General features: G+C 51.2%; 21 protein-coding genes. 7 read left to right on the top strand and 14 right to left on the bottom strand.

Annotated features, from left to right (window positions below; translation table 11 throughout):
- Nucleotides 1-126: 126 nt before the first annotated feature.
- The 4 genes from TW77_RS12880 to TW77_RS12865 all read right to left on the bottom strand — a co-directional run bounded on the left by TW77_RS12880 (nucleotide 127) and on the right by TW77_RS12865 (nucleotide 4709).
- Nucleotides 127-1725 (bottom strand): glycoside hydrolase family 3 protein, encoded by a 1599-nt coding sequence (locus tag TW77_RS12880; RefSeq protein WP_046005383.1) that lies wholly within the window; start codon nucleotides 1723-1725, stop codon nucleotides 127-129.
- 155 nt (nucleotides 1726-1880) lie between these two features.
- Nucleotides 1881-2654 (bottom strand): ATP-binding cassette domain-containing protein, encoded by a 774-nt coding sequence (locus tag TW77_RS12875; protein ID WP_046005382.1) that lies wholly within the window; start codon nucleotides 2652-2654, stop codon nucleotides 1881-1883.
- On the bottom strand, nucleotides 2647-3615 hold the full coding sequence (locus tag TW77_RS12870) for an ABC transporter permease (RefSeq protein ID WP_046005381.1): 969 nt from the start codon (nucleotides 3613-3615) through the stop codon (nucleotides 2647-2649). The genes TW77_RS12875 and TW77_RS12870 overlap by 8 nt, the downstream gene beginning before the upstream one ends.
- An 8-nt stretch (nucleotides 3616-3623) precedes the next feature.
- On the bottom strand, nucleotides 3624-4709 hold the full coding sequence (locus TW77_RS12865) for a substrate-binding domain-containing protein (protein ID WP_240479488.1): 1086 nt from the start codon (nucleotides 4707-4709) through the stop codon (nucleotides 3624-3626).
- Nucleotides 4710-5042: 333 nt separating this feature from the next.
- Between TW77_RS12865 and TW77_RS12860 the strand changes: the two genes are divergently transcribed.
- Nucleotides 5043-6185, top strand: a complete 1143-nt coding sequence (locus tag TW77_RS12860; protein WP_240479487.1) for an ROK family protein — start codon at nucleotides 5043-5045, stop codon at nucleotides 6183-6185.
- On the opposite strand, the gene TW77_RS12855 is transcribed toward TW77_RS12860, so the two are convergent.
- The gene (locus tag TW77_RS12855) at nucleotides 6182-7018 is read right to left on the bottom strand and encodes a sulfurtransferase (protein ID WP_046005379.1); all 837 of its coding nucleotides are present in this window, start codon (nucleotides 7016-7018) and stop codon (nucleotides 6182-6184) included. The genes TW77_RS12860 and TW77_RS12855 overlap by 4 nt on opposite strands.
- Nucleotides 7019-7113: 95 nt before the next feature.
- On the opposite strand from TW77_RS12855, the gene TW77_RS12850 reads away from it, so the two are divergent.
- The gene (locus TW77_RS12850; protein WP_046005378.1) at nucleotides 7114-8118 is read left to right on the top strand and encodes a glycosyltransferase family 9 protein; all 1005 of its coding nucleotides are present in this window, start codon (nucleotides 7114-7116) and stop codon (nucleotides 8116-8118) included.
- A 49-nt stretch (nucleotides 8119-8167) separates the two neighbouring features.
- Entirely contained in the window at nucleotides 8168-8914 is a 747-nt protein-coding gene (locus tag TW77_RS12845; protein ID WP_046005377.1) for a glycosyltransferase family 25 protein, read from the top strand.
- Between the two features lie 55 nt (nucleotides 8915-8969).
- On the opposite strand, the gene TW77_RS12840 is transcribed toward TW77_RS12845, so the two are convergent.
- Nucleotides 8970-9677 carry a beta/gamma crystallin-related protein gene (locus TW77_RS12840; RefSeq protein ID WP_046005376.1) on the bottom strand — a complete coding sequence of 236 codons (708 nt, stop codon included), beginning with the start codon at nucleotides 9675-9677 and terminating at the stop codon, nucleotides 8970-8972.
- Between the two features lie 264 nt (nucleotides 9678-9941).
- Between TW77_RS12840 and TW77_RS12835 the strand changes: the two genes are divergently transcribed.
- Nucleotides 9942-10751: an FkbM family methyltransferase gene (locus TW77_RS12835; RefSeq protein WP_046005375.1), complete on the top strand. Its 810-nt coding sequence runs from the start codon at nucleotides 9942-9944 to the stop codon at nucleotides 10749-10751.
- On the opposite strand, the gene TW77_RS12830 is transcribed toward TW77_RS12835, so the two are convergent.
- From TW77_RS12830 to TW77_RS12810, 5 genes are all read right to left on the bottom strand, one after another.
- Complete coding sequence (locus TW77_RS12830) at nucleotides 10752-11171, bottom strand: group I truncated hemoglobin (protein ID WP_082078923.1); 420 nt, start codon at nucleotides 11169-11171, stop codon at nucleotides 10752-10754.
- A 42-nt stretch (nucleotides 11172-11213) separates the two neighbouring features.
- A complete protein-coding gene (locus tag TW77_RS12825) occupies nucleotides 11214-12056 on the bottom strand; it encodes a DUF3034 family protein (RefSeq protein ID WP_046005374.1) in 843 nt (280 codons plus the stop codon).
- Nucleotides 12043-14358 (bottom strand): putative bifunctional diguanylate cyclase/phosphodiesterase, encoded by a 2316-nt coding sequence (locus TW77_RS12820; protein ID WP_046005373.1) that lies wholly within the window; start codon nucleotides 14356-14358, stop codon nucleotides 12043-12045. Before TW77_RS12820 ends, TW77_RS12825 begins: the two co-directional genes overlap by 14 nt.
- Nucleotides 14348-15094: a methylamine utilization protein gene (locus TW77_RS12815; protein WP_240479486.1), complete on the bottom strand. Its 747-nt coding sequence runs from the start codon at nucleotides 15092-15094 to the stop codon at nucleotides 14348-14350. Before TW77_RS12815 ends, TW77_RS12820 begins: the two co-directional genes overlap by 11 nt.
- A gap of 149 nt (nucleotides 15095-15243) precedes the next feature.
- Entirely contained in the window at nucleotides 15244-16347 is a 1104-nt protein-coding gene (locus tag TW77_RS12810) for a phosphoribosylaminoimidazolesuccinocarboxamide synthase (protein WP_046005372.1), read from the bottom strand.
- 195 nt (nucleotides 16348-16542) lie between these two features.
- On the opposite strand from TW77_RS12810, the gene TW77_RS12805 reads away from it, so the two are divergent.
- The 3 genes from TW77_RS12805 to TW77_RS12795 are packed head-to-tail and all read left to right on the top strand — an operon-like array spanning nucleotide 16543 to nucleotide 19230.
- A complete protein-coding gene (locus tag TW77_RS12805; RefSeq protein WP_046005371.1) occupies nucleotides 16543-17235 on the top strand; it encodes an ABC transporter ATP-binding protein in 693 nt (230 codons plus the stop codon).
- Nucleotides 17226-18722 (top strand): ABC transporter permease, encoded by a 1497-nt coding sequence (locus tag TW77_RS12800; protein WP_046005370.1) that lies wholly within the window; start codon nucleotides 17226-17228, stop codon nucleotides 18720-18722. Before TW77_RS12805 ends, TW77_RS12800 begins: the two co-directional genes overlap by 10 nt.
- 10 nt (nucleotides 18723-18732) lie before the next feature.
- A complete protein-coding gene (locus TW77_RS12795) occupies nucleotides 18733-19230 on the top strand; it encodes a DUF3299 domain-containing protein (protein WP_046005369.1) in 498 nt (165 codons plus the stop codon).
- A gap of 62 nt (nucleotides 19231-19292) precedes the next feature.
- Here the strand turns inward: TW77_RS12795 and TW77_RS25175 are convergent, their stop codons facing one another.
- The 3 genes from TW77_RS25175 to TW77_RS12785 all read right to left on the bottom strand — a co-directional run bounded on the left by TW77_RS25175 (nucleotide 19293) and on the right by TW77_RS12785 (nucleotide 24695).
- Nucleotides 19293-19466, bottom strand: coding sequence for a hypothetical protein (locus tag TW77_RS25175; protein WP_156158661.1), 174 nt, complete (start codon nucleotides 19464-19466; stop codon nucleotides 19293-19295).
- 80 nt (nucleotides 19467-19546) lie between these two features.
- Entirely contained in the window at nucleotides 19547-22021 is a 2475-nt protein-coding gene (locus tag TW77_RS12790) for a cation:proton antiporter (protein WP_046005368.1), read from the bottom strand.
- An 82-nt stretch (nucleotides 22022-22103) separates the two neighbouring features.
- Nucleotides 22104-24695 (bottom strand): M14 family zinc carboxypeptidase, encoded by a 2592-nt coding sequence (locus tag TW77_RS12785; protein ID WP_046005367.1) that lies wholly within the window; start codon nucleotides 24693-24695, stop codon nucleotides 22104-22106.
- Nucleotides 24696-24719: the final 24 nt, after the last annotated feature.

Raw genomic sequence — 24719 nt, 5'->3', positions numbered from 1 at the left:
AGTGAGTCGACAGGCTTGTGTTTTTATTAAACTGTCATTTTTTATTAGTAAAATTGAATTACTAAGTATTTATCAAATCATTTTGACTAATTGTCAAGCACTTATTATTTCGTTTTTCTGATCTGTTTAAAGTTGCTCTGCCATTGCGCGAGCACTGACTGCCCTGCTTGAATAGGCGCAAACATAAGTTGATAAATCAGCATATTGCGTTATTTCGTAGTCTGAGCGCATGGCGATCACAATGACTTTATCGGGCCACTTTTGCAGTGCCTGTTGAACACGTTGCTGCTGCGCCACCACATCAAAGCTTTCGCCGGGTAAGGGATAGTCTTCGGTGATCAGTACCAGAGGCTCTGCCAGCGGTTCAGTAGGTGCCTGTAACGCCGCCATCAGTTGGTCATGTTGCCACAGCCGGTATTCCCGTCCGCGCTCAGCAAGGGTAGAAAGGATCACATCCCGCGCCGAGTTGGGGTCGTTCGGACCTATTCCCCGGCTGTTCACTATGTTGTCGTACCCTTTGGGATCTGCGGCAAATGCCAGGGTAAATGCCTGGCCTTCGAGTGGCCATTGCTGGCGCTCGTTACGCACAACCCGGATGGCTGCCACTGCCGCTTCTCGCGCCAGCTCATTGGCGCTTTCCAGCACGCTGGGTGCGGTGTGTAACGATGCGGCAAAATGCTGATATTTAAAGGCCAGCACCTGCTGCAAACGGGCATCGACGACAGACTCAGGCAGGCTACCTTGCTTCACTGCAGCCACTACGCCATCAATGGTTTGTGCCTGAATGGCCTTATAAGGCGTGGTGCTGTTTTCGTAGTGTTCTTCACTGAGCATTACCAGATTGGCGCCCGCCTGCAATGCCAAAATCGCCGCCTCTGCGGGCGCGTAATTCTTGCGCATCGACCACATGTTCATGCTGTCGGTGATGATCAGTCCCTCAAAACCCAGCTGCTGGCGCAATATGCCCTGTAAAATGGTCGCAGACAGGGTTGCCGGATAATCGGAGTCTATCTGCGGGTAACGGATATGACTGGTCATGATCAGCGGTACGCCCGTTTCAATCGCCGCCTTGAAGGGCAATAAATCTTCGCGCATCAATAGCTGCAAAGACTTGTCGACTTCCGGCAGGGTCTGGTGTGAATCGCTGTGAGTATCGCCGTGGCCGGGAAAGTGTTTGGCGCAGCTCAGGCTGCCACTACGCTGTACACCGCGCACCGCTGCGGCAACATGCCGGGCAACGTGATGGCTCTGCTCGCCAAAGGCCCGCAGGCCAATAATGGGGTTATCCGGGTTGGCATTAACATCGGCACAGGGTGACAGCAAGGTATTGTAGCCCACTTCCTGCATCTGCTCGGCAAACACCTGATACATGTCGGCGGTAAGGGCCGTATTATCGGCCTTGCCCAGGCCCAAATTACCAGGACCCAGATCGGTATACTGAGTCAGGATCCCCCAGGCACCTTCCTGATCAACGGCCAGCAGCAAAGGCGCATCGCAGGCTCTCAGTGAGGCTTCGTGTTGTAACTCGCGTGCCAGCTGGGCGGCACTGGTGGGGTTCGCGGCATTGTCATCGGTGATGTAAAAGCCGCCGATATGGCGCTCCTTGACCAAGGTTTTAGCGTAGTCGCGATCCTCTCCGGCAAATGCCAGAACAAACAGCTGCCCGACTTTTTCTTCAACAGAAAGTGTGTCGATAAGCTGTGCTACTTTCTTTTCAATATCCATACTGCCCTCTGATTTTTGGCAAAACAAAGCCCTCGGCGCCAGTGCGCCGCTTTAAAATGGGTTCAGGTTAACGCGGTGCCCCTCTGGCACCTCACAGGTAAATCAGACTCGCCTTAATGGCCGACTAAGCGCGGCTCGGCGGCGAGCGAGTGCCTTTACGCGGCGGATTTTGCCCCGGTGATCAGCCCAACCAGATCTTCTTTGGTCACATCACTGACCGACACATCCGCAACCGACTGGCCCTGATATAACACCACGGCGCGGTCGCAGGTTTCGACCACATGTTGCATATTGTGGCTGATCAGCAGCACCGCGACGCCCTGCGAGCTGATCACATTGATCAGTTCATTGACCTGGGCACTTTGCTCCACTCCCAGCGCGGCCGTTGGCTCATCCATAATGACAATGTCGGCACCCCAGTTCACGGCACGGGCAATGGCTACCGCCTGGCGCTGACCACCAGACAAGCGGTGGATCTGCTCCTGATAACTCGGGATGCGGCTGTTCAGTCGGTTGAGGGCTTTCTTTGCCCGTTTTTCCATGGCTTTTTTATCCAGCCAGCCGAGTCGACGTAAGATCGGGTTCTTGTGCAGGATCTCCCGATTAAGAAAGAGGTTTTCAGTGATGTCGAACTCAGGCACCATGGCCAGGTCCTGGAACACAGTTTCTATTCCGGCCTCACGTGCCGCCAGCGGCGAATCGATATGGACCGGCTGACCATTCACCAGGATGGCACCTTCATCGGGTGGGTGGATCCCTGAGATACAGCGTACCAGTGTGGATTTACCCGCACCGTTGTCGCCTAGTAAGCCGACTACTTCGCCTTTATTGATGGTAAAGCTGACCCCTTTCAGGGCGTGAACGCCGCCAAAGCGCTTGTGTACATCCCTGACTTCGAGGGCGATTTGATCCAGTGCACTTCTAACCATTTTTCAACTCCTTGACACCAATTGCCACTGCCACAATCAATATCGCGCCGCGGGCTATCATTTGTTCATTTGTGGAAAAGCCAGACAAGATCAGGCCGTTGTTGATCATGCCCATCAACCAGGAACCCAGAATGGCACCGATGATACAGGCCCGGCCACCAAACAGGCTGGTGCCGCCAATTGCCACGGCTGCGATAACCGTCAGCAGGTCGGCCTCGCCCAGGGTATAACGCGCCCCGTGCAGTCGGCCTGCGTACAGCAGTCCCGCCAGTGCCGCTGCCATGGAAGAAATAACCAGCGCGTAAATACGCACCTGAGTTACCTTAATCCCCATGGCCAATGCTGCTTTAGGGCTGCCACCTACCGCAAGTAAGTGCTTACCAAAGGCTAGCTTGGTCAAAACCACATAACCCAGTGCCGCAATGACCAGGGTCCAGATAAATAAAGACGGAATACCAAACAACTCACCGGCACCAAAAAATGCGGTAAAGGTTTGATCTATGATTGGCACAGACTCCAGATTGGTCAGCTGGCGCGATAAGCCCGTGATCACCCCCATGGTGCCTAAGGTGATCAACAAGGAAGAAACCTGCAACCGCTCAATCAGCAAGCCGTTGATCAGGCCCACAATCAGGCCCACACTGAGTGCCCCCAGTACCGCCAGCGGAATGCCCACATGCTGTAGCAGCAATGCCCCGACCAGCGCCGATAAGGCCACCACAGAGCCAATCGACAAATCGATGTGGCCCACAGCCAGTGCAAAGGTCAGCCCGACCGCCATCACGGTGATGGGTGCAGTCTGGCGCACAATGTTCATAAAGTTGGTCAGGCTAAAAAAGCCCGTGTCATGCAGTGCGACGGCAAAAATCAGCATCACTGCAAGGAATATATAGTAGATAAAAAACTCTCGTTTTACTGCCAGCAGCTTGAGCTGCTGCAAGGGTAGTTGATTAACGCTCATGGTATTCCTTATTGTTTTAACGCTAAATTCAGGAGCCTGGGTACAGGCGACTGGAACGCCTGCTGCCAGATCTCAGCAATATTGTTTCGCTTCACGGTATCAAACGGCACCAAGGTAAAATGCGGTGCCGGCAAGCCCAGTGTGGAGGCCGCCCCCAGCCGCGCCATGGTTTGCCCAATATCAAACGGACGATCTGAAATAGTGCCATAGACGTTGCCCCCCATGGCCATATCCAGCAGGTTATTAACGCCCAGATCATGGGTGATCACTTTAATATCGCGTCGGCCTAACGAGCGCAATGCTTCTACCACGCCCTCGGCGGCAGCATCCCAGGACACATAAATGGCTTCAAGCTCCGGATGTTGTAATACCATGGCCGCTGCCACATTGCTGGTCTCGTGCTCTTTGATAAAGCCCTTTTCGATGATCACATCCAGTTCAGGGTAGGCTTTTAGCCCTTTACGAAACGCGTTATCGCGATTATTGGTGATAAAGTAGCTGGCATCGTGATAGATCATGCCTATCTTACCTTTGCTATCCAACGCATCCGCCGTCAGGTCAGCCGCCGCCTTGCCCATGCCAAACATGTCGTCAGTGACAATACCAACAAAGTCTTTGCCCTGCTCAAAGCCAGGAATGGGGTTGCTGAGTAATACCAATTTGGCGCCCCGCTCTATCGCCCTGGCATAACTCTGCTTAGTGCTGACACCATCAACACTCAAAGACAAAATGATATCGGGGTTGAGTGCCGCGATGTTTTCCAGATCGGCCACTTGTTTGGCTGGATCGAACTGAGCATCGGTTGCTGCCACCACTTTAATGCCTAACTTTTCGAATTCGGCACGTGCCCCGCGCGATACCGCCGCGACCCAGGGACTGGCACCATGCCAGACCAGTGCAGCAGTCAAATCTTTTGATTTAATCGCCTCACTTTGCTGCTCGCTCAGGTGGATATCACTGGATTTTGCCGCCTTGCTCCAGTCGATGCTTTGTGCCGCCCAGCTCATCGACGTTGCACAGAGCGCAGCAGCGGTAAACATCCCGCTCAGCCACGCCCGACGGCGATGACCCTTTATCTGAGTTCCTGTAGACATAAGTAGATCCTGCTGTTGATTATTAAAATTCGCACATGCGAACATCCTGGCCGCCGTTTTTGTACTGGCATTTAGGATCAGTTTTGTTGTATTTATAGTCATATTCAGCCAACAAATGATTTATGTCAATTAGTTTGACTAATTATTTTTTATTCGGTTTAGTCTCATGATCGAGTAAGATGATCGGCTTAGTTCAGGGATAATGTGTTGTATAAGCAGGTACATACGGCACAATCACTGGGGCGATATCACAATACAGCCCCAACATCAGATTCAAATAGTAAGGCGAATACATTGAAAGGCTCCAACGCAAAACAGAATAAATCGATAAATTTGCGTCTTGTACTCTCTCAGATTGTCACACAGGGGCCAATCTCCCGTGTTGAGATTGCCCGCAATACCCAGCTGACCAAGCAAACCATTACCAATATGGTTGAAGAGCTGCTGAGCGTGCAGCTGGTAGAAGAAACGGGCATTAAGAAATCCGAAGGCGCAGGTAAGCCCTCGAAAATGCTGGTGCTGAATAAAAGGGCCGCGTATACGCTGGCGGTGCGCATTGTTGATAGCGAACTGGAAGTCGGTTTATTTTACCTCAATGGCGAGCTGCTTAACCGCTTGCACACCCGGCTCGAAAGCAACGACGTCTTGCTCAACAAGATCCAATACCTGATAGACACGTTACTGACCGTCGCAAACCTGAGCGTTACCCAGGTGCTGGGTTGTGGTTTGTCGGTACAACTTAGCCACCTCAAAGGCGTCGAGATTTTTGCTCACAACCGCCAGCTTCAGCAACAACTGGCGGATACCCTGGCCGTACCCGTCGCGCTCGAAAGCACCGCATCTGCCTGTGCCAGTTACCAAATGCTGTTTGGTGAAGCACGGCTGCTGGATAGCTTTGTCTATGTCCATCTGGGCAATCAGGTGGAGTCGGCAGTAGTTTACGAGCGGCGGATCCTGCTCGGTCAAAATGGGTTGACCGGCGCGCTGGGTGAGCTATTTGTGACCCCGGAAACCGATGAAGACACCGCTGAGCTGGGCAGGCTTAATGACTTTGCGTCGCTCAGTGCACTTAAACAGAGCCTGGGACGCCCGGGTTGCAGTACCGAAGAGCTGCACCACCAGTTGCAGGAGCACCCGGTGATAGAGCGCTGGCTTGAACAGGCCGCCGAACCCATGCGGATAGCTATTCACAGCCTGGAATCTGTGCTCAATACCCAGACCATTATTTTAGGCGGCGACATTAATGACTGGCTGCTGGATAAGCTGACCTCAGAACTGCGCCCGTTTATTCCATCCATTGCGCAGTTTGGCGAACGCCAGGTGGTGCGTCTGGTCAAAACCCCGGACGTTGCCAATATCGCCCTCAAGGGCATTGCCACTTTACCGCTGCACAGTGCACTCAGTGCCAAAAATATGCAGACTTTGTATCTGCCTGCACTCAATCAGCCCAGCGAGCTTCAGGAACTGGTGTTTTAATTTTGTGGGGTAAGGGCTGCGACCGGCACGTCCAAATCTTGCCCCCACTCGCTCCAGGACGCATCGTAAACAGATAACGGATAAAACCCACATTCATCGGCAATCATGGCCAGAATACAGGCGGTGATCCCGGAGCCACAACTAAACTGCAAGGCCTGGTTGGTGACGCCCGCCTCACTCAGCAGCGCCCGCAACTGCGCCTTAGGTTTTAGCAAACCACTGTCATCCAGCACGCTGGCATAATGCACATTGGCACTGCCCGGAATATGGCCACTGCGCATGCCTGCTCTGGGCTCGCGCTCCTGTCCACTAAACCTTTGCGGGCTGCGCGCATCCAGTAATAGCACCTCGGGGCCGTCTATGGCCGCCAGCACCGCTGTTTTATCAATAAAATAGCCAGTTTGGGGGTTGGCAACAAAATCACCCGGTTCGCTTGTATGGGCATACTCAGCTGCCAGTGGTAAGCCCAGCTCAAGCCACTTAACCAAACCGCCATCCAGCACATAAACCTGTTCAAACCCCATGGCCTTAAACATCCACCAGCCACGGGCGGCACTGAACAAGCCAAAGTTGTCGTACACAATCACAGTATCCTGCTGGCTGATCCCCAACTCTCTGACACCTTGCTGAAACTGCTCGGCACTACACATGGTATTTGGAAATATACCATCGCTGTCGCTGAAGGTTTGGCCAATATCAAAACGCTGTGCTCCGGCAATGATCCCCGGCGGCTCGTAATTTCCTTTTGTCCCGGGTTTGAGCATGCCGCAATCGAGTACGACCACCCGATCTAGGTTGTTCAGTAACCAGTGACAACTTTTGATGTTTTTCATAATGTTAACTTTTGCTGAAATTGAGGTACAAAGGTGATTTTGTTCACAAGCTTTGGTTATACTAGGCTGCTTTAATGCCCAAAACAAGAAAGTCCATGTCCTTACAAGCCATAGATCCTCGCCATTTGAGTGGCCCCATCTTAGTGGTCCTGCCCCGCTATATTGGTGACGCCATCAATACATTGCCAGCCATCGCGCTGCTCAATGAATTGTATCCGGGAAAAAAGATCTATCTGCTAGTTCGCCCTTATATGCGAGAAGTGCTACAAAGAGCGCACGGATATGACTTTGAATTATTGGATGATGCCAGGCATCAGGCAGAAGAACAGGTAAGTTTGCTTGGTTTCGCCAAAACACTCCGGGCACTTCGCTGCTCCATGGCGGTGTTGTTTCGCGGCTCGCTCACCGATGCCGTACTCTGTAAACTGGCCAGGATCCGCTATGTAGCCGGATATGCCCAAAACGGCCGTACCCCGCTGTTGTCACATCCGCTCAAAGTAAATCATTGCCACCACTATCTATTTCGCTATTGCCGTCTGGTGAACGACATTCATGGCAAACCATTCGAAAAATTTGCGCTGCCCCGACTCACAGCAAAAACATTGCCGCTCAAACAGTCTCAATCGCGCGCAACGGGGGTTTATATTGGTAGTAAAAACAAAGGTGCCCGCCACTACCCCGAAGAATTAGCTGCACAGGCACTGCTAAGAATACATCAACAATGCAACACCCGGTTTTATTTACTTGGGGATCCATCCGAGCAGCAAGATATGGAAGAGCTTAAACAGCTGCTAGACGCAGAGGGAGTTCAGGTCGCCAACCTGGCGGGCAAAACATCTGTGGGCGAGTTAGTCGACACCATTGCAGCCATGGATGCCATGATCACCATAGATTCCGGTCCAATGCATATTGCTGCCGCATGCCAGGTGCCCACGCTGGCGCTGGCAGGTCTGGGCACCTCGCCTTTTTCATTGGTTGCGCCATTAACACCGCTGTGCCAAACCATCGCCAGCCACTCAACAAGCCTTAATGAGGCGGAAATTATCTGCGCTATTGCTCCACAAGAAGTCGCTAAGCAATACCTAGATTTGTTTAGCTGAGTATGTGAGAATAATGTAAAATATCTCCAAGAATAAAGTAGCGAATACTATGACACAACCTCCAATTTTTATAATCAATATGGATGGCTGTGAAGACAGATGGCAGTCCACTTACACTCGTTTAAGAGAGGTGGGTCTTGATGCAACCCGTTTTCCCGCCACCAACGGCAAGCTGCTATCCGAATCCGAAGTAACAGCTTGGTATAACCACTCTGAGAATCGCAAGCGCTATCACAGGCACTTAACACCGGGTGAGATTGGTTGTTATATAAGCCACTATCGCATCTACGAAAAAGTCGTCAATGAGAATATTCCATATGCATTGGTACTGGAAGATGATCTTCATATTGAAGATAGTTTGGCACCATTGTTGTCACTGTTTTCAGATATAGAAGGCTGGGATATGGTGAAACTGTCGGATAATCGAGCAAACCCTTTTGTTGATCAAACCGTCTTAAATCAAAATTTTAAGATGGGAAACTATAAGAAGGTTCCAAATGGAGCTCAAGGCTACTTAATCAGCCTAGATGGGGCTAAGAAATTGATAAAACGCAAACCTTTCTTCAGGCCTGTCGATGTTGATTTTCAGTTTCATGGGGAACTCGGGTTACGTATAATTGGTATCAAACCTTACCCTATATCCGAAGACATCAGTTTTGAAAGTGCAATAGAAAACATTAATCAAGGACGGCATTCAAATAGAAGTACATTCTTGCGCAATATTAAGCATCGAGTACGAATGTATATACAGCGCCAATCACGTTCTGCAGATTTAAAGAAAGTTACTTTTAAATGAATGCATGGATAATTGTGAAAAGCCCAGTATGCAACCAGGCTTTTTCTAATAACGCCTAAGGACAGATTTCCCCAAATCCACCACAGTCATCAGGTGGATTAATAACACCACCGCCACCAGTAGGAGTCGAGGGACTACAACTACCAGTCGTTACTTTGACAGAAGAAGCCTTATCATTGAAGCTATAAGTATCTAGTGTCGCAACATTTCGATTAAACTCTTTCTTTATACCGGTATAGCGGTAATGTTCATACATTTTTACACAAGCTCCATCACCGACAATAATGGAACTAATTTTGTCATTTGCATGATTGCCACGATGCCAGTTACCACCTTCAAGGTCTCGGAGGTAGCTGTTAGGTGGTAGAGAGAAATCTCCACCTCCGGTTCTATAATCCCGGTGAACTCTAAAATGCGTCATGATACTGCTATCACAGCGGTTGCTTTTAAATACCTGAATTGAGCTAGTCGTATCGTTAATTCCATAATTAACTAGATCAACATAAGTTCCGCCTTGGAAGTACTTTGCAGTTGAGCTGTAACCTGCATCGCGATAAAGCACAGCACATGAGCCATAGTCAACCTTGAGCGATGAGATGCTGTCATTTCTAAAAACACCTCTTTTTTCAATTGCATCAATTAGCTCTCCATCATTTATATAAGAACGCTCACCTTTCATGTAACTGTGTTCATATATTGTCGCTCCTGCAAAGCTCTGCGCAGATGCTAAGGACACTACCAATGCCAAAATTTGCTTTTTCATGTCTATTTCCTTTTCTGTATAAAGCACAAAAAAAATAACACCAAAAACACAAAAAAAACAAACTGAAACCACTTTATTAATATTTTAATTAAAATAATTCACAACAATATTACCAATCGTAAAAACTTAATGTTCTCATTGATGAAATTTGTCAACAAAATTTGAAATACAAACAAGAAAACCTGTAGGCAGGCCAACGCTTGTAATCAAGATTGAGCAACGTTATTATCTGGCTACATTCAAGGAAATGGCTGAAACACATACATGTCAATCAACAAGCGCGCGCTTCGCCCTCATCACTGCCCCGACCTGATCCGTATGGGGAATAAATTCGACGGTGGGTATATTATTCCCCAATCACATATTAAAAATAGTCAGGTTTTACTCTCATTAGGTATCAATGATGACTGGCGATTTGATAAAGAGTTTCAGGCATTCAACCCGGATTGCCGGGTGGTGGGGGTAGACTATACCGTCGGACTTGGCTTTATTGTTCGTAAAACCCTGCAAAATAGCATCAAGTCTTTGCTCAACACCTTGCTGTTTCGCCATGATAAACGCCAAAAATACTGGACGCGTTTGTTAAACTGCGTGTTCTTTTACAGCTTCTTCCGAGGTAAAAACAGCCATTTGCAACGCCGTGTTAGCAAGACTTCAGGCCAGCTGGATATCAGCCTGGATGAGCTCATTCAGCAACATTGCGGGACGCCGGAAGACACGGTTTTCCTGAAAATGGATATTGAAGGCGCGGAATATCAGGTGATTGATGACCTGTGCAAGCATGCCGACCGCATCAATGTGGTTGCTGCCGAGTTTCATCATCTGGATACGCACACAGAGCACTTCAACCAGTTTATTGCAGCGATGTCTGAGCGCTTTCATATTGTGCATATTCACGGCAACAACTATGGCAGATATGTCGATACCATCGACTTTCCCGAAACCGTAGAAATCACTTTTATCAATAAAACCCTGATGCCGGACGCACGACCTTCAACTCACTCCTATCCGGTTGCAGGGCTAGACTTTCCAAATAACCCTAAAAAGCCAGATTATTCGTTAGCGTTCGAATAATCAGATCTTAATCACCTCACCACGCAATGGTGCCAGCCTGGCCAGGATCTGGTTTTGCGTGGTGTGGGCAATACCCGCTTCGGTCATGGCGTTGATCAGCAGCTCAACCACACGGTTAAAGTCGGCTTCGGTGATCTGCATACCGGTGTGGATCTGTACCATAGAGTCGCCCTGATAGTCGCAAGGGCCGTCCAGGGTGTCGCACAAGTGCGTGATAAAGCCCTGGCGGAAGTGACTTACATTGGCTTTGGCAAAATAGGGTAAAATGACTTTATCACGTCCTATCTGGTCAATAAATAAATCCACCAGACTTTCCAGCCCAGCCTCGCCACCAATTTGTTGATACAAAGTGGGCTGGCTGGCAGACTGACAGCCACTTAATCCGACGCTGGCCAACAGTAAAATCAGGCCATACAGCACACGACTGGCATTGCGTGTTAGTTTCTTCACCACAGCGCTTCCTTAAAAATAGCCTGTGACAGACACATACCAGCCGGTTTGGTCCGACTGACCGGCAATGCTGCCCAAATCCAGCCAGGCCGCGGTAATATTGATCTGCTTATTGATAAACCAGGCGACAAACACATCCTGCCACTGTTGCTCGCCAAGTCCCAGGTTGTCGGGTTTTTCACGGTACTCGTAGCCCAGCGCCAGGTTTTGACTGAGAAAAATAGCCGTACTGGCTTCGAGATAAATACGTTCGCTGCCCTGCTGGCCACCATAGCCCAGCAGACCAAGTTGATTGGCCTCGGTATGGCGCGCGGTGATATTCCAAAATGTGTTAAAGCCACCCAGTGCCCCCAAGTGCAGCTTGCTGGCAGCCAGATAGATATCGGTGCCGCTGTCATCCTCAGCGCCCAGCAAAGCGGCAACGGCATCGTCTTTGAGTGATTTATGCTGCATACCCAAACTCAACTGCGGCCAGGTGCTGTAAACAATATCCCCATACAGGCGCACTTTAACGCCGCTGACCGACTGTTCTATATCGGTATTGAGTGCCGGTACGGCAAAGCTTTGCTCGGCATAACTGAGCTCAACACGGTCAAACAGGTTGGCCTGAATACCACACACATCAAGGCGATAATCATCGACGCTGGCGCGGCTGCAAAAGCCGCCGAGGCTCCACTGCTCTTCGCTGGCATAACCTGCCAGTTGTGCCCAGGGCACGATGCCCCCCCCTGCGCTCCCTTCGACCTGAGACACGCCAGGAGTGGCCAGTAACTTACCTGATCCGGCAATGCCTGGCGTACTGATACCTAGCGCACAGCAGGCCAAAACAAACCTGCACAAGTTAGCCCGCTTCATGATACTGCCCAAGCCATTGCGTCAATAACTCCGCCTTCAACGGCTTACTCAAGTAATAGCCCTGAGCGTAATCACAGCCCATTTCTTTAAGCAGCTCCAAAGAGGCTTTATCTTCTACCCCTTCAGCAACTACAGAGAAGCCAAGTTGATGTCCCAGACTGATGGTGGAGCGCACAATACACTGATCCTGATGGGTTTCAGCCAGTTTGAGAATAAACACTTTATCCAGCTTAAGTTCATCAATGGGCAGCATTTTTAAGCGGCCCAGTGAGGTTTGCCCGACCCCGTAATCGTCCAGCGAGATATGCACACCGATTTCTTTGAGCACTTTCAGCGCCGCGATGCCTTTTTCTTCATTTTCAATCATATCTCTCTCGGTCAGCTCTATGGTGATCAGTGACGGCGATATCTGGTAGCGATCCAGCATGGCTTCAAGGTGTGGCACAAAGTCGGGGTCGGCAATGTCCTGGGCCGACACATTAATGGCCGCTTTCATGGTGATCCCCTGCTCGACCCAGTTGGCCACCTGTGCCACCACTGTTTTGAGCACCCACTGAGTCAGCTCAACAATCAGGCCTGACTGCTCTGCCAGATCAATAAAGAATTCGGGCGATACCCACTCACCATTGCGCCGCTGCCAGCGGATCAGTGATTCAACCTTATCCACTTGCTGACTATGCATATTCAGTTTAGGCTGATAGGTCATAAACAGCTGGCCATCGTCGCTTTGTAGCGCGGCTTTAAGTTCATCAATGATCAGCAAACGCTCCAGGTAGGCTTCGTCTTCACCGGTTTGATAGAAGTACACGGCATTACTGCCCTGTTGCGCCGCATTGTCGGCCGCGATCAGCGCCCGGCGCACCAGATCTTCCGGATCCTCAGCCTGCTCAGGGTAATGCACCACCCCAACGCTAAAACGCAGGGTGATCTCCAGGTTTTGCACTTGATAGGGCAGGTTTAGGGCACTCAAAAAGCCCGCAACGCAGCCCTCCATTGAGCTGTCTTCTTTGGCCGCCAGCACAGTTAAAAACTCATCGCCACCCAGGCGAGCATTCAGTCCGTCAAAATCGGCGCCAGTTTGTTCAATACGCTGTGCAACAGCCTGAATACAGCTGTCCCCCACGCGCGGCCCCAGTTTATCGTTTATGTGCCTGAGCCCTTTAATATCGACCACCAGCAGGTAATACACCCGGCCATCTTGCAGCAGCTGAGTCAGTTTCTCCATAGCGGCTGCCCGGTTATAAAAGCGGGTCAGACCGTCGTGACTGGCCTGATAACGAATTTGCTTTTCCCGTGCCTGAATATCGTCGCCCATTTCATGAAAGGCATCCACCAGCTGGCAGATCTCTTTGGTGGGACGAGACTCATGTACCGTTGCCTCGTAATCACCCAGCGCAAAACGGCGTGCCATCACAGTGAGCTGTTGCAAGGGCGTTGCCAGGTTACGGGCCAAAAAGCCACTGGCCACAAAGCCAAACAACATAGTCACGCACGACGTCAAAATAATGCTCAGCACCAGCTGATCAAATTCCTGATAGTCTTTGGTCATATCGGCGCTCAGCACCAGGCTTACTGGTGAAGAGTTGAGCGCAGGTAGCGCCACTTCAGCATTGATGTAAACAGGGAATTCACTCAGCCAGCGGGTGATTTTTTGTTCGTGCAGATAAGCGAACAAGTCCTGAGACTCAGGTAAACTTAACGAACTGGCCTTGATCTGCTCACCATGACCGATAAAACTCATTTCCATGCCAGTCAGCTCACGCAGCTGCCCGGCAACCTCTTTATCAACGGCAAACCCGACAATCGTAAAGGCAATGGTCCTCGGTGCCTTCACCGGCAAAATAATGGCCTGATAGAGCTGCTTGTCGAGACTGACAAAGGCCGATTGCTCGGTGTGGTTAAGTAGCTCCCTGAGCAGCGGGCGCAAGTCTTCGGCCAACTCGATTTCGGCCTGATTGGCGGAGATCAGCTGACCGCGCACGTCGAGCAACAGCATCAGATCGGCGTCAATACGCTGACTGTGATTAAACAGCACACTTTCTATGGTCGGGGCATCCCGGGTGGCAACGGCCTGCTTAAAGCCAAAATCCTGGGTCAGTACTGTGGCGGCGGTGACCAGCAGGCGCTCTTTGGCGCTGAGATATTGCTGATAAACATTTTGCGCCGTCTGAATATCCTGCTGTACCTTGCGCTCGTTGAACTGGCTGGTAGACCACCAGAAGCTCACTAAGCTGGCCACGGCGGTCAGTAACACCAAGCCAACGCACAGTGCGATAATGCGATTTTTAAAACTAGTGCCCATGATGCTCCTTAAACATCTCCGAGAATGTGTTTCTGGGTGCCGGTGTCTGTGTCTCTACAATAACAGACCCGGATTGTTGTAATTGTGTCACCGTCACTATCCTGCGCGTGTCGATTTCCTGTGTTTGTTGTGCATGCCAGATGGCCACTTGCTCTGCGTAAGCGGGGACCTTTACTGCGCCCTGCTGATCGCTGATAAGTACATCTTTTGATTTAGAAACATAGATATAACCCACCATTGAATCGTGAATATTACATCCTAGAACAACCACGCCGGGTTGTTCAAATCGTATCGGTTGAATGGGCGTACCAGCATATAGTTTTAGCTCAAAGCGCTTAGTGTCTGAGAAGGAATACACATGATGGCGAATATCATCGCTATTGGGAAAGCTCACCGCCTGGCCCTGCATAATGGTGAGTAATTTGGGCTGGAACTGTTTAGCAACCTGATCCATCACGGCCACCTGTTGCACCGAGCCGGTATACACTGGCGCAACGACCTCAACCACGACATCGGGCAATGGAGCACCATGCTGGTCGCGCAATTGAAGGGTGTACCCGTTACCGGATCCGTTACCGGATCCAGTATCGGCACCAAATGCTGGGCCGGTCATAGCGATCACGGTCAAAGCCAGTAAAGCCCAACCAAACGTGACCCACGCACAGCCCGCAGCTCGCCTGATCATGTTCAGACGCCCTGGTGCTGTCCTTACCGGGTTATGCCCGCTGACGTTCATGGATATTTGCCTGAGCCAAATGCATACCCTTAAGTAAAAGTGACGCTGAAAAGAAAAGCAAGGACTAACCACAAATGACTCCACCACAATATTATTCAAGACAACAAAAAAGCGGCAATCTGCCGCTTTTGTTACTCAGATAGCGCCACTCAGGCGTCTATCAGGCCATATTCTTTATCCAGCACGGCAATCACCTCGTCGCGCGGGCTTTGTGGAATAGTAAGCTGCTTGCCGACGATTTTACTGGCAATGCCGACATAAGTGTCAGACACCGACATCATCACCGACTCTGGCAATTTGTAGCTGGCAGCCAGCTGCTCGCGCTCACTCATGCGGTCTTTGTTCAGCAATACGTCGCTGTCGGGCACATTGTTGATCAACAGCTGGCGGAAACCTTCTTTTGAGTTCTCAACGATTTTGCCGTCACGGTAGGCCGGGCCATCCCAGATCCGTGATGAATCAGGTGTACCCACTTCATCAATGTAGATCAAACGCTCTGTGCCATCTTTGTCTTCGACATAACCAAATTCGAACTTGGTATCAACAAAGATCTGATCCAGCTGCGCCAGCTCTTTAGAAATCAAAGCAAAACCTTCGCTCAATAGCTTTTCATACAGTGCGACATCGGTTTCGGATTTAAAATTAAATGCATCCAAATTATCCGTGATATTGCGACGGGTGATGTTCACATCATCGACTTCTGGCACATCTGGCAAGCCACGAATGATCCCTTTGGTTGACGGGGTGATCAAAACCTCATCCAGCTTCTGATGGGCACTCAGACCTTCTGGCAGATTGATCCCGCAGAACTCGCGTACGCCTTTACTGTAATCGCGCCACATGCTGCCGGTGATATACTGACGGGCAATGGCTTCGACGCGCACTGTGCTGGCTTTACGCACAATCCAGACATAAGGATGTGGAATATCCACGATGTGGTTACCAGCCAGACCGGCTTCATCGAACAACTTAAACCAATGGGCGGCAACACTGTTCAGTGCGATACCTTTACCCGGCACACCATTGAGGCCATTTTCGCCCTGCCAGATGCAGTCGAAGGCCGAGATGCGATCCGAGATCACCATGATCGCCAACTCAGTTCCGGTGGGAACATCATAGCCTTTTTCTTCAATTAAGCGGGCGCTGTCCTGATCGGTTAACCAATAAACTGAACGTACTTTACCACTGTGCACAGCACCTTTGGTGCGAATGGGTAGATCGTCATTGACGTCTAGAACTTTGTAGCTACTCATTGTATCTCCATAGAGAACGGCTGCGTCTTGCTAAAGGACGCAAAATACAGAGGGGGTTAGAGCGGTGTATGATAGTCGAGCAGCCGTTAAATCACAATTGCTTTACCGCACTGTTCGGCAATATGCCGCAGGCAGGTTTAGCTTGGGGCACAAGTATTTTATGATGCAGGCGTGATCCGCCATTGATGTGAGACTATGCTAGAAATTAATGACCTGATATTTCGCTGGCCAGGCCAGACAGACGCCACACTCAACATACCCAAACTTGAAGTCGCCGCCGGTGAGCGGGTATTTTTACATGGCCCGAGCGGCAGTGGTAAATCAACCCTGCTGGGGCTTTTGAGCGGCGTTAACAAACCCGAGTCTGGCAGTATACGCTTGCTGGGTAAGGATCTGGCTCAGCTCAGTGACGCCGCCAGAGACAAGTTTCGGGCCGATCACATTGGTACTATATTTCAGAACTTTAACTTGCTGCCCTACCTCAGCCCGATAGAAAACGTCACGCTGGGTTGTCATTTTTCCCGCAGCCGCACCGAGCGCGTCAAGGCATCAGGTAATACACTGACCCAGCAGGGCGAGCAGTTGTTACAGCAACTCGGTCTGGATCCCAGCATTATGGCCCGCTCCGTGGCCCAGCTGAGTATTGGTCAGCAACAGCGGGTTGCCGCAGCACGCGCCTTTATTGGTCAACCGGAGCTTATCATTGCCGATGAACCAACCTCCGCACTGGATGCCGATAACCGTAACGCCTTTATCGAGCTGTTGTTCAAAGAAGCCAGCCAATATGGCGCAACCATTTTATTCGTCAGCCATGACAGCAGCCTGGCCGCTATGTTTGATAAATATCTGAGCCTGAGCGACATTAACGAGGTGGTTCAATGCAGTTAATCACCTTAGCAACCAAAAGTATGTTCAATCGCAAGGCCAGTGTGCTGCTGACCTTGTTTACCATAGCCATCAGTGTGATGCTGCTGCTGACCATTGAGCGAGTGCGTCAGGAAGCCAAAAGCAGTTTCAGCAATACCGTGTCGGGCACCGATCTGATCGTCGGTGCACGCAGCGGAGATATTCAGCTTTTGCTGTCCAGCGTATTTCGCATCGGTCATGCCAACAACAGCGTCAGCTGGGACAGCTATCAGGATATCAAGTCGCAGCGCGGTGTAAGCTGGGCCATTCCCATCAGCTTAGGCGACAGCCATAAAGGCCACGCAGTACTGGGCACCGACAGCGCTTACTTTGAACACTTTCGCTATGGCAAAAAGCAAAACCTGGCCTTTGCCGCCGGCCGCGCGTTTGTTAATGCACAAGAAGTGGTACTGGGCAGCGAGGTTGCCAGTAAAATGCATTACCAGCTTGGCCAGCAAATTGTGATCTCACACGGCATGGGCAATACCAGCTTTCACCATCACGACGATAATCCGATGACCATAGTGGGGATCCTGGCGCCTACCGGCACGCCGGTGGATAAAACCGTGCATGTGCCACTGGCAGCCATCGAGGCCATGCATAGCCAGCCTAAATCGGCGTCCCGGATGATAGGTAAGCCAAAACAGTCGGCCGCACACAGTCACAGTGATACTGACGAGCATGATCAAAACCATACAGATGAACATGGACATAATGACAGTCATGACCACGAGCATGCGAATGAACACAAGCACAATGATGGCCATGACCACGACCATGCAGATGAACATGGACATAACCACAGTCATGACCACGACCATTCAGATGAGCATGACCACGGTCATGACAAGCCCGACACCGTCGCAGTTACCGTGCCTGCACCCGCACATTTGCATGGCGATCTGATCGGCGAGCCAAAACAGATCACCGCATTTTTGATGGGTCTGGATTCACCTCTGTATACCCTGCAAACTCGCCGTAATATCAACAATTACAAAGCAGAACCCCTGCTGGCCATCATGCCCGGCGTTACGCTCAGGGAGCTGTGGCGCATGCTGGGCCTGGTAGAGAAGATCCTGTTACTGTTTTCAGGTGTCGTCGTGCTGATCAGTCTGCTGGGTATGCTCACCACCTTACTGGCAACCCTCAACCAGCGCCGCCGAGAACTGGCCATTTTGCGCTCTGTGGGCGCGCGGCCTCGGCATATTTTTACCCTGATGAGCAGCGAAGCCATATTAATTACGGCAGCGGGTTGCGCACTGGGTATTGCCCTGTTTTACGCCCTGATAGCGCTGGCACAGGGCACACTGCAAAGTCAGTTTGGGATCAGCCTGAGCATTTCACTGCTCAGTCACTATGAACTCATGCTGATCGGGGTTATTATGGCGGCCGGCACTTTGATGGGCATATTGCCTGCAACCCGGGCCTATTTCTATTCGCTCAGCGATGGCATGAGCATTAAGCTATAAGAGGTTTTGAATGACACCATTACGCACTTTTTTCTGGCTATGTACTGCGCTATTGCTCATTTCAGTACAAGTGCAGGCAGGACCCCCTAAAGAAATTTTTTGGGAAGATCTGATCCCTCAGGGCCATGTCCAGATCAGCAATCAGGACGCTGCCTCCAGCCATGATGGCGACCAGCAAAACTGGGTGCAGCCGGACCTGGATGCACCTGTGGTCAAAAGCCTGGATGGTAAGCAGGTGAGTTTGCCCGGATTTGTGGTACCACTGGAAGGCGACAGTGAAGTGATCACGGAATTTCTGCTGGTCCCTTACTTTGGTGCCTGTATTCACGTGCCACCGCCGCCGCCCAATCAGATTGTCCACGTTAAAATCAAGAATGGCGTGCCCATCGACAGCCTGTATGATGCCATCACTGTGACGGGAACTATGAAGGTTGCAACCTGGAAAGGCGACCTGGCACAAACCGGTTACCAAATGGATGCGGTTGGCGTCGCGCCGTTTGAGCTATAAACGCCGGGTGATGTATCTGAAAGTGGCTCAGGGGTGAGCCACAGACTACTGACTCCGAGCCTTTAGCACAGGCAACTTCTGAAATGATAGGTATCACACTTGGCGGCTATGGTATTACAGGTATCACGCTCAGTGTAATACACGCCCCCGGCTATTTGAGGGGTTTGCGCCTTATCCAGTGAACGAGTTTGGCGGCCTAACTGCTTAATTGCTTTTTTATGTAACTGTAGTTTCATTGTGTATTTCCTTATTGTTGCTTTTAAACATGTGCATTAGCACTTTCTCACCATTGCATACATTTCGACCAAATGCAAAGCTACACATCGGCCAGTTGTTTGCAGAGTATGCGCATCAAGGCTGGGTCTTCCTGCATCACTACTTTTAGTTTGTCGACCGGGATCCAGATGATTTCACACGGCGTTTCGGCCAGGTATTCCAGTGCCGACACGCCACTCAGCAAAGCGGTTACGCCCAGTGCCTCACCAGGTCCTCTGACCACGACTTGACTGTGACCCTGCGCACCGGCTGCCACTTCTCGCACGCTGCCACGATATATCACACCCAGTTTGCTGAGCGACTTGCCGTGGCGGATCAGTACCTGTCCTGCGTCATACACGCCGCGTTCCTGACACGCACTGATTTGTTCTCGGGTGGATTGCGTAACCCCATGCAGCCAGGGGATCTGCTGATCTAACTGTGCCGCTTCGGTCTGGCGGAAAATCGAGGCTTTTTGTAATGCAGCCATGCGCTTTTCAACATCTTCCAGCAAGCGACTGGCTTCGGGTTTATCGAGCACCGCAAGTTTTAACTGCTCGTTGATCACTGCACGCTCACGGTTGAGCAACAACCGGGTCGCTGCCTGCGATTGCAAAGCCTGAACGATATCCGGAAACGTCTCCTGAAGCGTATTAATTCGCGCTATGGTTTGAGCGATATTATCCTGAACCTGCTGGCGTACCTCTCTCGCTATCTGGGCATTCGGCGAAAGCGTATCAATATGGCTTTGCAGTGCCTCCTGGGCCTGGATAAAGCCCCTGGCCACGTCATACCCTACCACCAAGCGCTCAAAGTACAGCCTTAATAACGAGCGCTCTAACCAGGCAATACCGCGCAGTCGCTCCAGCCAGCCGGGCACCTGCCAGGTTGCAAACAGGGTATCGCGCTGCCCGATACAGGGCTCACCGTCGAGTGCCAGCTCCACCGCTTCCACCAGCAAGTTGGTGGCCCGTTTGCCCAAAGTTCCCTGCTCAAACTGCGTCCAGTAATGCTTGCGTTCGGTTTCCAGCAGGCGACGTAAAAAGGCGGTATTGAGATCATCCTTATCTATCGGTGTTGCCGTGTCTGACGGTGCCATCGCCCCCAGCTTGACCTGGCTTTTTACCTGCTGCCAGTCGGCACCGCGTAAAAACGGGCTGTCCATCATAGTCGGCAACATAGTTTGCAGGGTATTGGCCACCTGCTGATTGGCTTTATCCACCGTGGCCTGTTTGGCCGGAGGCAGGCTGTCGAGACGCAGAAACTTCAGCAGCATGCCCATAGTGCCGCCGTTAATTAAAATCGTCAGTACCACAATGCCGGCACACAAAAACAGCATGCGATCGCTGACCTCTTTGGGGATCGCATCGCTGGCAGCCACAGTCAGCGCCAGCGCTAAAGAGACCGCGCCGCGCAGGCCACCCCAGCACAACACGCTGGCTTTCTCAAACGTAATGCCAACGCCGATACGACTCAGCAATGGGGTAAACACCGTAATGGAAATGGCCCGGATCAACATGATCCCCACATACAAGATGCCCAGCGTCTGCCATGCCTGGAGGTCGTCCAGTGGCACCCGAATGGCCACCAGGATCCCCACTAACAGGAAAATGCAGGTATTGGCAATATGTGCCATCATTTCCCAGAAGTGGTGTAAAAACCCGGCAACCTCCGGGCTTATCCGGGTACGGCCAACGCTGGCCAACACCAGCGCCAGAGTCACCACCGCCACCACCCCGGAAACATGAAATGACTCGGAAATGAAAAACGCCGAATACGCCGCCGCAATAGTGAGGGTGATCTCTATCATAGGATCGTTAAACACCCGATCGATCCACATGATACACAACCCGCCCAGCACCAAGCCTATCGCCAGTCCCACCAGCACCACCCCGGCAAACTGGCCGACTGCCTGGACAGGCGAGGCCATCATGGCCCCTTCTCCCCCACTGCTGGCCAGCACCCAAACATAAAACAAACTGAAAAACACAATGGCGGTACCATCGTTAAGCAAAGACTCGCCCTCAATCAGGGTTTCGAGACGTTTACGTGAGCTGACTTCCTTCAGCAAGGCCACCACGGCCACCGGATCGGTGGCGCTGATCAGGGCACCAAACATCAGGCACATGGCCCAGCTCCACTGCCAGTGTTCGGGCACGCTCAAATGTAATAACTCGGCCGTCAGCCAGATGGCCAGCATCAGACCTGGCACCGCCAGGATGGCAATCTGGGTAAACATGCGCCGGAATAAATGCACTTCCATGGCAAAAGCGCTTTCAAAGATCAGGGTAGGCAAAAACAGGAAGAGAAACAGGTGCGGGTCGATGTCGGCTACCAGCGTCAGGGTATCACCCACCATCTGCATATCGCCGTCAAAGACCTCACCGCGCTGCGCCAGGCCGATGCAGATCCCAATCACCAGTAATGCCACGGTGTAAGGGATCTGGGTGTTTTTCAGGGCATGGCGGGTCAGTGCACCAATAAACAGGGCCAGGATCAAAAATACCAGGACCAGAATGCCAGATTCAAACTGCATACCTGCCACCTTAATCACCGCGCTCACAATGGTGTAAGCTTAGTTCACCCAGGCTGGCCCTGTTAGTTTAAGGGTAAAAAACTCAGCGCTCGGTTTTGCCCGGATAATAAATGGTTACCGGCTGTGAGTAATTCGGCACATCATCATAGCTAAACACCGCATAATACTTGGCAATATCCGGCGTGCCGAAGTTGTCCAGCGTATAGTTATCCGGCCCGCCGTAAAGCTTCACCCCATCAAACGGCGAGCGCGGCGGATGGAAGCGGTTGCGCACCACAAAGAAGCCGACCAGATCCTCGTCTTCTTCATTTTCCCAGGTCAGCTTGACCACGCCGTTTTCGACCTGAGTTTGCAGATTATGGGGCGCTGCCACCGGATGTTTACGGCGCTCGATATAATCGATCTTCAGTTGTGCCGGTTGCTGATCCTGACAGTTGGTCCAGTTCACCAGTGCATCCGTGGCCTGCGACTCCGCCGTGGCACGAATAATAAAGTAAAATGGCGTCTGTGCCTGATGCAAACGTTCCAGTTCCTGCAAGCTGTAGCTGTCAAAGATAAAGTGATGCTCGGCGCGCTCTCTGAGTTGCTCATTGCTCACCTCATAGCCGATGTATTCAATCTTCTGACGCTGCTTCACATGCTGATAATCCACATCTCTGAGCTCCACCAGCTCTATGGTAAAGCGCACATCCCGCGCCGAGGCAATAGAATTACAGCAGCGTACAGTGAGGCAGGCATTGGTAAATACAGTGCGGTCCACCGGCAAGTCCACATTCAGATCAAACGACATCTGGCCATATACAATATCGCCTTCGGCATCAAAACCCGACGCCAGCTTATCGGCCACCACTTTGTCCTTGTAAATGGTATTACAGGACAGCGGGCTGAGGGCAAGCTGTTGCTCAGGTAACTGATACACCAGCTCCAGGTTGGGCCGATAGTGCAGACCACTGCCAAACGAGCCGTAGCCAATGTCGAATTGCATGACCTGAGAGTCTTTACCCAGAGGCAATTTTTTGGGCCCCTGTAAGCGCAGCAATAAGCGCTTCTGCTTGAGCAGCTTAGCCAGCAGGCTACGTTCAACCCCGTTAAACAGCCATTTCATCCAGATCCCCTGGGTGAGCTTGTCGGATTCAATGGTTTGCCCCAACGTATGCAAAGGCTTAGCGTCGGCAATGCAGCTGTAGTCATAGATGTCCTCAACCTGATCGGCATCAAGAATCGCCACCGACCACTCGCCATATTTTTCAATTTTGGCGGCCACCCGATTCATCGGATAGATAAAAAACTGGGCGCTTAAGATCTGTGAGCCTTCCACAATACTGCTGAGATCAAACTGCACCACGCCCATGCTGATCCCCCGCTTTTTATCGACGCCGATAAACATAGAGTTATAACCAAAGTGCTCTTTGTTCTTGGCCTGATTGTTCTGCGATAAATAGCCCACCGTTTCGCGCGAAGGAAATAAAGTACGGGCGCTTTCTGTGCGGCCCAGACGCGTTTTCAGGCGCAACTCCGGGCTGAACGGGGATTTAATTTTAGTGACCTTATCAACGGCGCGAATGTTATAAAAATAGCTGTGCCCGCTTTGCAGCTGGCGATCGATAAAACCCTGTGTTTTGGTGATGGCCACCAGGGTTTCTTCACCACAGGGGTTTTTGTTGTGCTGGCTGCGATAAACTTCAAAGTAGATGTCGTCCCGGTCTTCATACTGCCACTCCAGCTCAACACTGTCATGGGCCACGGATTTAATGGTAAAGCCTTCAACCCGCTTAGGCGCTAGCGGCGAGTAATTAATGGCCTCGCTCAGCGCATATTGTACGGCGGGAATATTTTCGGCCACACTCTCAGACATGTTTTTCATGTAATCCGGAATGTTGCGCGTGCCCACTTCCACCACAGTGGCGATGATCCCTTTGCGATAATAATACTCGCGACCACTGCCGTGGATCAGCTGAGCCGGCGGCTTGCCACGGTGGATCCCATACTGACGTCCCGTGACCTTTTTGATCTCGTGGTTCATATTGGCGCACAACACATTCAGATCCGTGCCTTCGATCTCCACCTCATGGTTAAACTTATGGGCAGGGAAAAACACGTTACCCTGAGAGTGATAATCCAGTGCAATGCGAATATTTTCATGACTTTCCACAAAATCGCGAATGGCACAGGTTTCCGGTTCCGAAAAGGCATGAGGACCGCCATAGGTATTCGAGCCGGTATTCTGATTGCGCATAAACTTGGCATCAAAGTTACGGTTCAAGTCCACCCCAAAGGTGCCATCGCCGTTGTTGCGCCGGTTCTTACGCCAAAATGAAAAGTGGTTACGAGAGTACTCAAAGCCATCGGGGTTCAGACAGGGCACCATGTACAGCGTATTACGCGTCAATGCATGTTGCAGCTTAGGGTTAAAACGATAGTTATCAATTACATACTGAACAAACTTCACCGCCAGCTCATTGCCTATCCACTCTCTGGCATGAATCGAGCCGGTATACAGTAAGGCCGGTTTATCATCGGCATAGGTCACGTCCAGGGAAATGGTCACCAGCATGATCGGTCGGCCTTCCCAGGTCTCACCTATGCTCTGTAAACGGATCAAATGGGGATGTGCGCTCATGGCGCTTTGCAGGAACTCTATGGTGTCCTGATAGGACGCATATTGGATTTTCATAGCGGTTGCTCAGTTGCAGAAAAC

Origin of the sequence: Pseudoalteromonas rubra (assembly GCF_000967655.1) — a bacterium.
Taxonomy (GTDB): Bacteria; Pseudomonadota; Gammaproteobacteria; order Enterobacterales; family Alteromonadaceae; genus Pseudoalteromonas; species Pseudoalteromonas rubra_A.
The sequence above is the reverse complement of the archived record's forward strand: the minus strand, read 5'-3'. Positions and strand labels throughout refer to the sequence as shown.

Bases quoted from the DNA above. Each gene is read 5' to 3' on its own strand.
- TW77_RS12870 (WP_046005381.1), bottom strand. From the start codon at position 3,615: ATGAGCGTTAATCAACTACCCTTGCAGCAGCTCAAGCTGCTGGCAGTA.
- TW77_RS12840 (WP_046005376.1), bottom strand. From the start codon at position 9,677: ATGAAAAAGCAAATTTTGGCATTGGTAGTGTCCTTAGCATCTGCGCAG.
- TW77_RS12790 (WP_046005368.1), bottom strand. From the start codon at position 22,021: ATGCAGTTTGAATCTGGCATTCTGGTCCTGGTATTTTTGATCCTGGCC.
- TW77_RS12825 (WP_046005374.1), bottom strand. From the start codon at position 12,056: ATGAAGCGGGCTAACTTGTGCAGGTTTGTTTTGGCCTGCTGTGCGCTA.
- TW77_RS12820 (WP_046005373.1), bottom strand. From the start codon at position 14,358: ATGGGCACTAGTTTTAAAAATCGCATTATCGCACTGTGCGTTGGCTTG.
- TW77_RS12835 (WP_046005375.1), top strand. From the start codon at position 9,942: ATGTCAATCAACAAGCGCGCGCTTCGCCCTCATCACTGCCCCGACCTG.
- TW77_RS25175 (WP_156158661.1), bottom strand. From the start codon at position 19,466: ATGAAACTACAGTTACATAAAAAAGCAATTAAGCAGTTAGGCCGCCAA.
- TW77_RS12805 (WP_046005371.1), top strand. From the start codon at position 16,543: ATGCTAGAAATTAATGACCTGATATTTCGCTGGCCAGGCCAGACAGAC.
- TW77_RS12880 (WP_046005383.1), bottom strand. From the start codon at position 1,725: ATGGATATTGAAAAGAAAGTAGCACAGCTTATCGACACACTTTCTGTT.
- TW77_RS12855 (WP_046005379.1), bottom strand. From the start codon at position 7,018: ATGAAAAACATCAAAAGTTGTCACTGGTTACTGAACAACCTAGATCGG.
- TW77_RS12810 (WP_046005372.1), bottom strand. From the start codon at position 16,347: ATGAGTAGCTACAAAGTTCTAGACGTCAATGACGATCTACCCATTCGC.
- TW77_RS12845 (WP_046005377.1), top strand. From the start codon at position 8,168: ATGACACAACCTCCAATTTTTATAATCAATATGGATGGCTGTGAAGAC.
- TW77_RS12800 (WP_046005370.1), top strand. From the start codon at position 17,226: ATGCAGTTAATCACCTTAGCAACCAAAAGTATGTTCAATCGCAAGGCC.
- TW77_RS12850 (WP_046005378.1), top strand. From the start codon at position 7,114: ATGTCCTTACAAGCCATAGATCCTCGCCATTTGAGTGGCCCCATCTTA.
- TW77_RS12865 (WP_240479488.1), bottom strand. From the start codon at position 4,709: ATGTCTACAGGAACTCAGATAAAGGGTCATCGCCGTCGGGCGTGGCTG.
- TW77_RS12875 (WP_046005382.1), bottom strand. From the start codon at position 2,654: ATGGTTAGAAGTGCACTGGATCAAATCGCCCTCGAAGTCAGGGATGTA.
- TW77_RS12795 (WP_046005369.1), top strand. From the start codon at position 18,733: ATGACACCATTACGCACTTTTTTCTGGCTATGTACTGCGCTATTGCTC.
- TW77_RS12785 (WP_046005367.1), bottom strand. From the start codon at position 24,695: ATGAAAATCCAATATGCGTCCTATCAGGACACCATAGAGTTCCTGCAA.
- TW77_RS12815 (WP_240479486.1), bottom strand. From the start codon at position 15,094: ATGAACGTCAGCGGGCATAACCCGGTAAGGACAGCACCAGGGCGTCTG.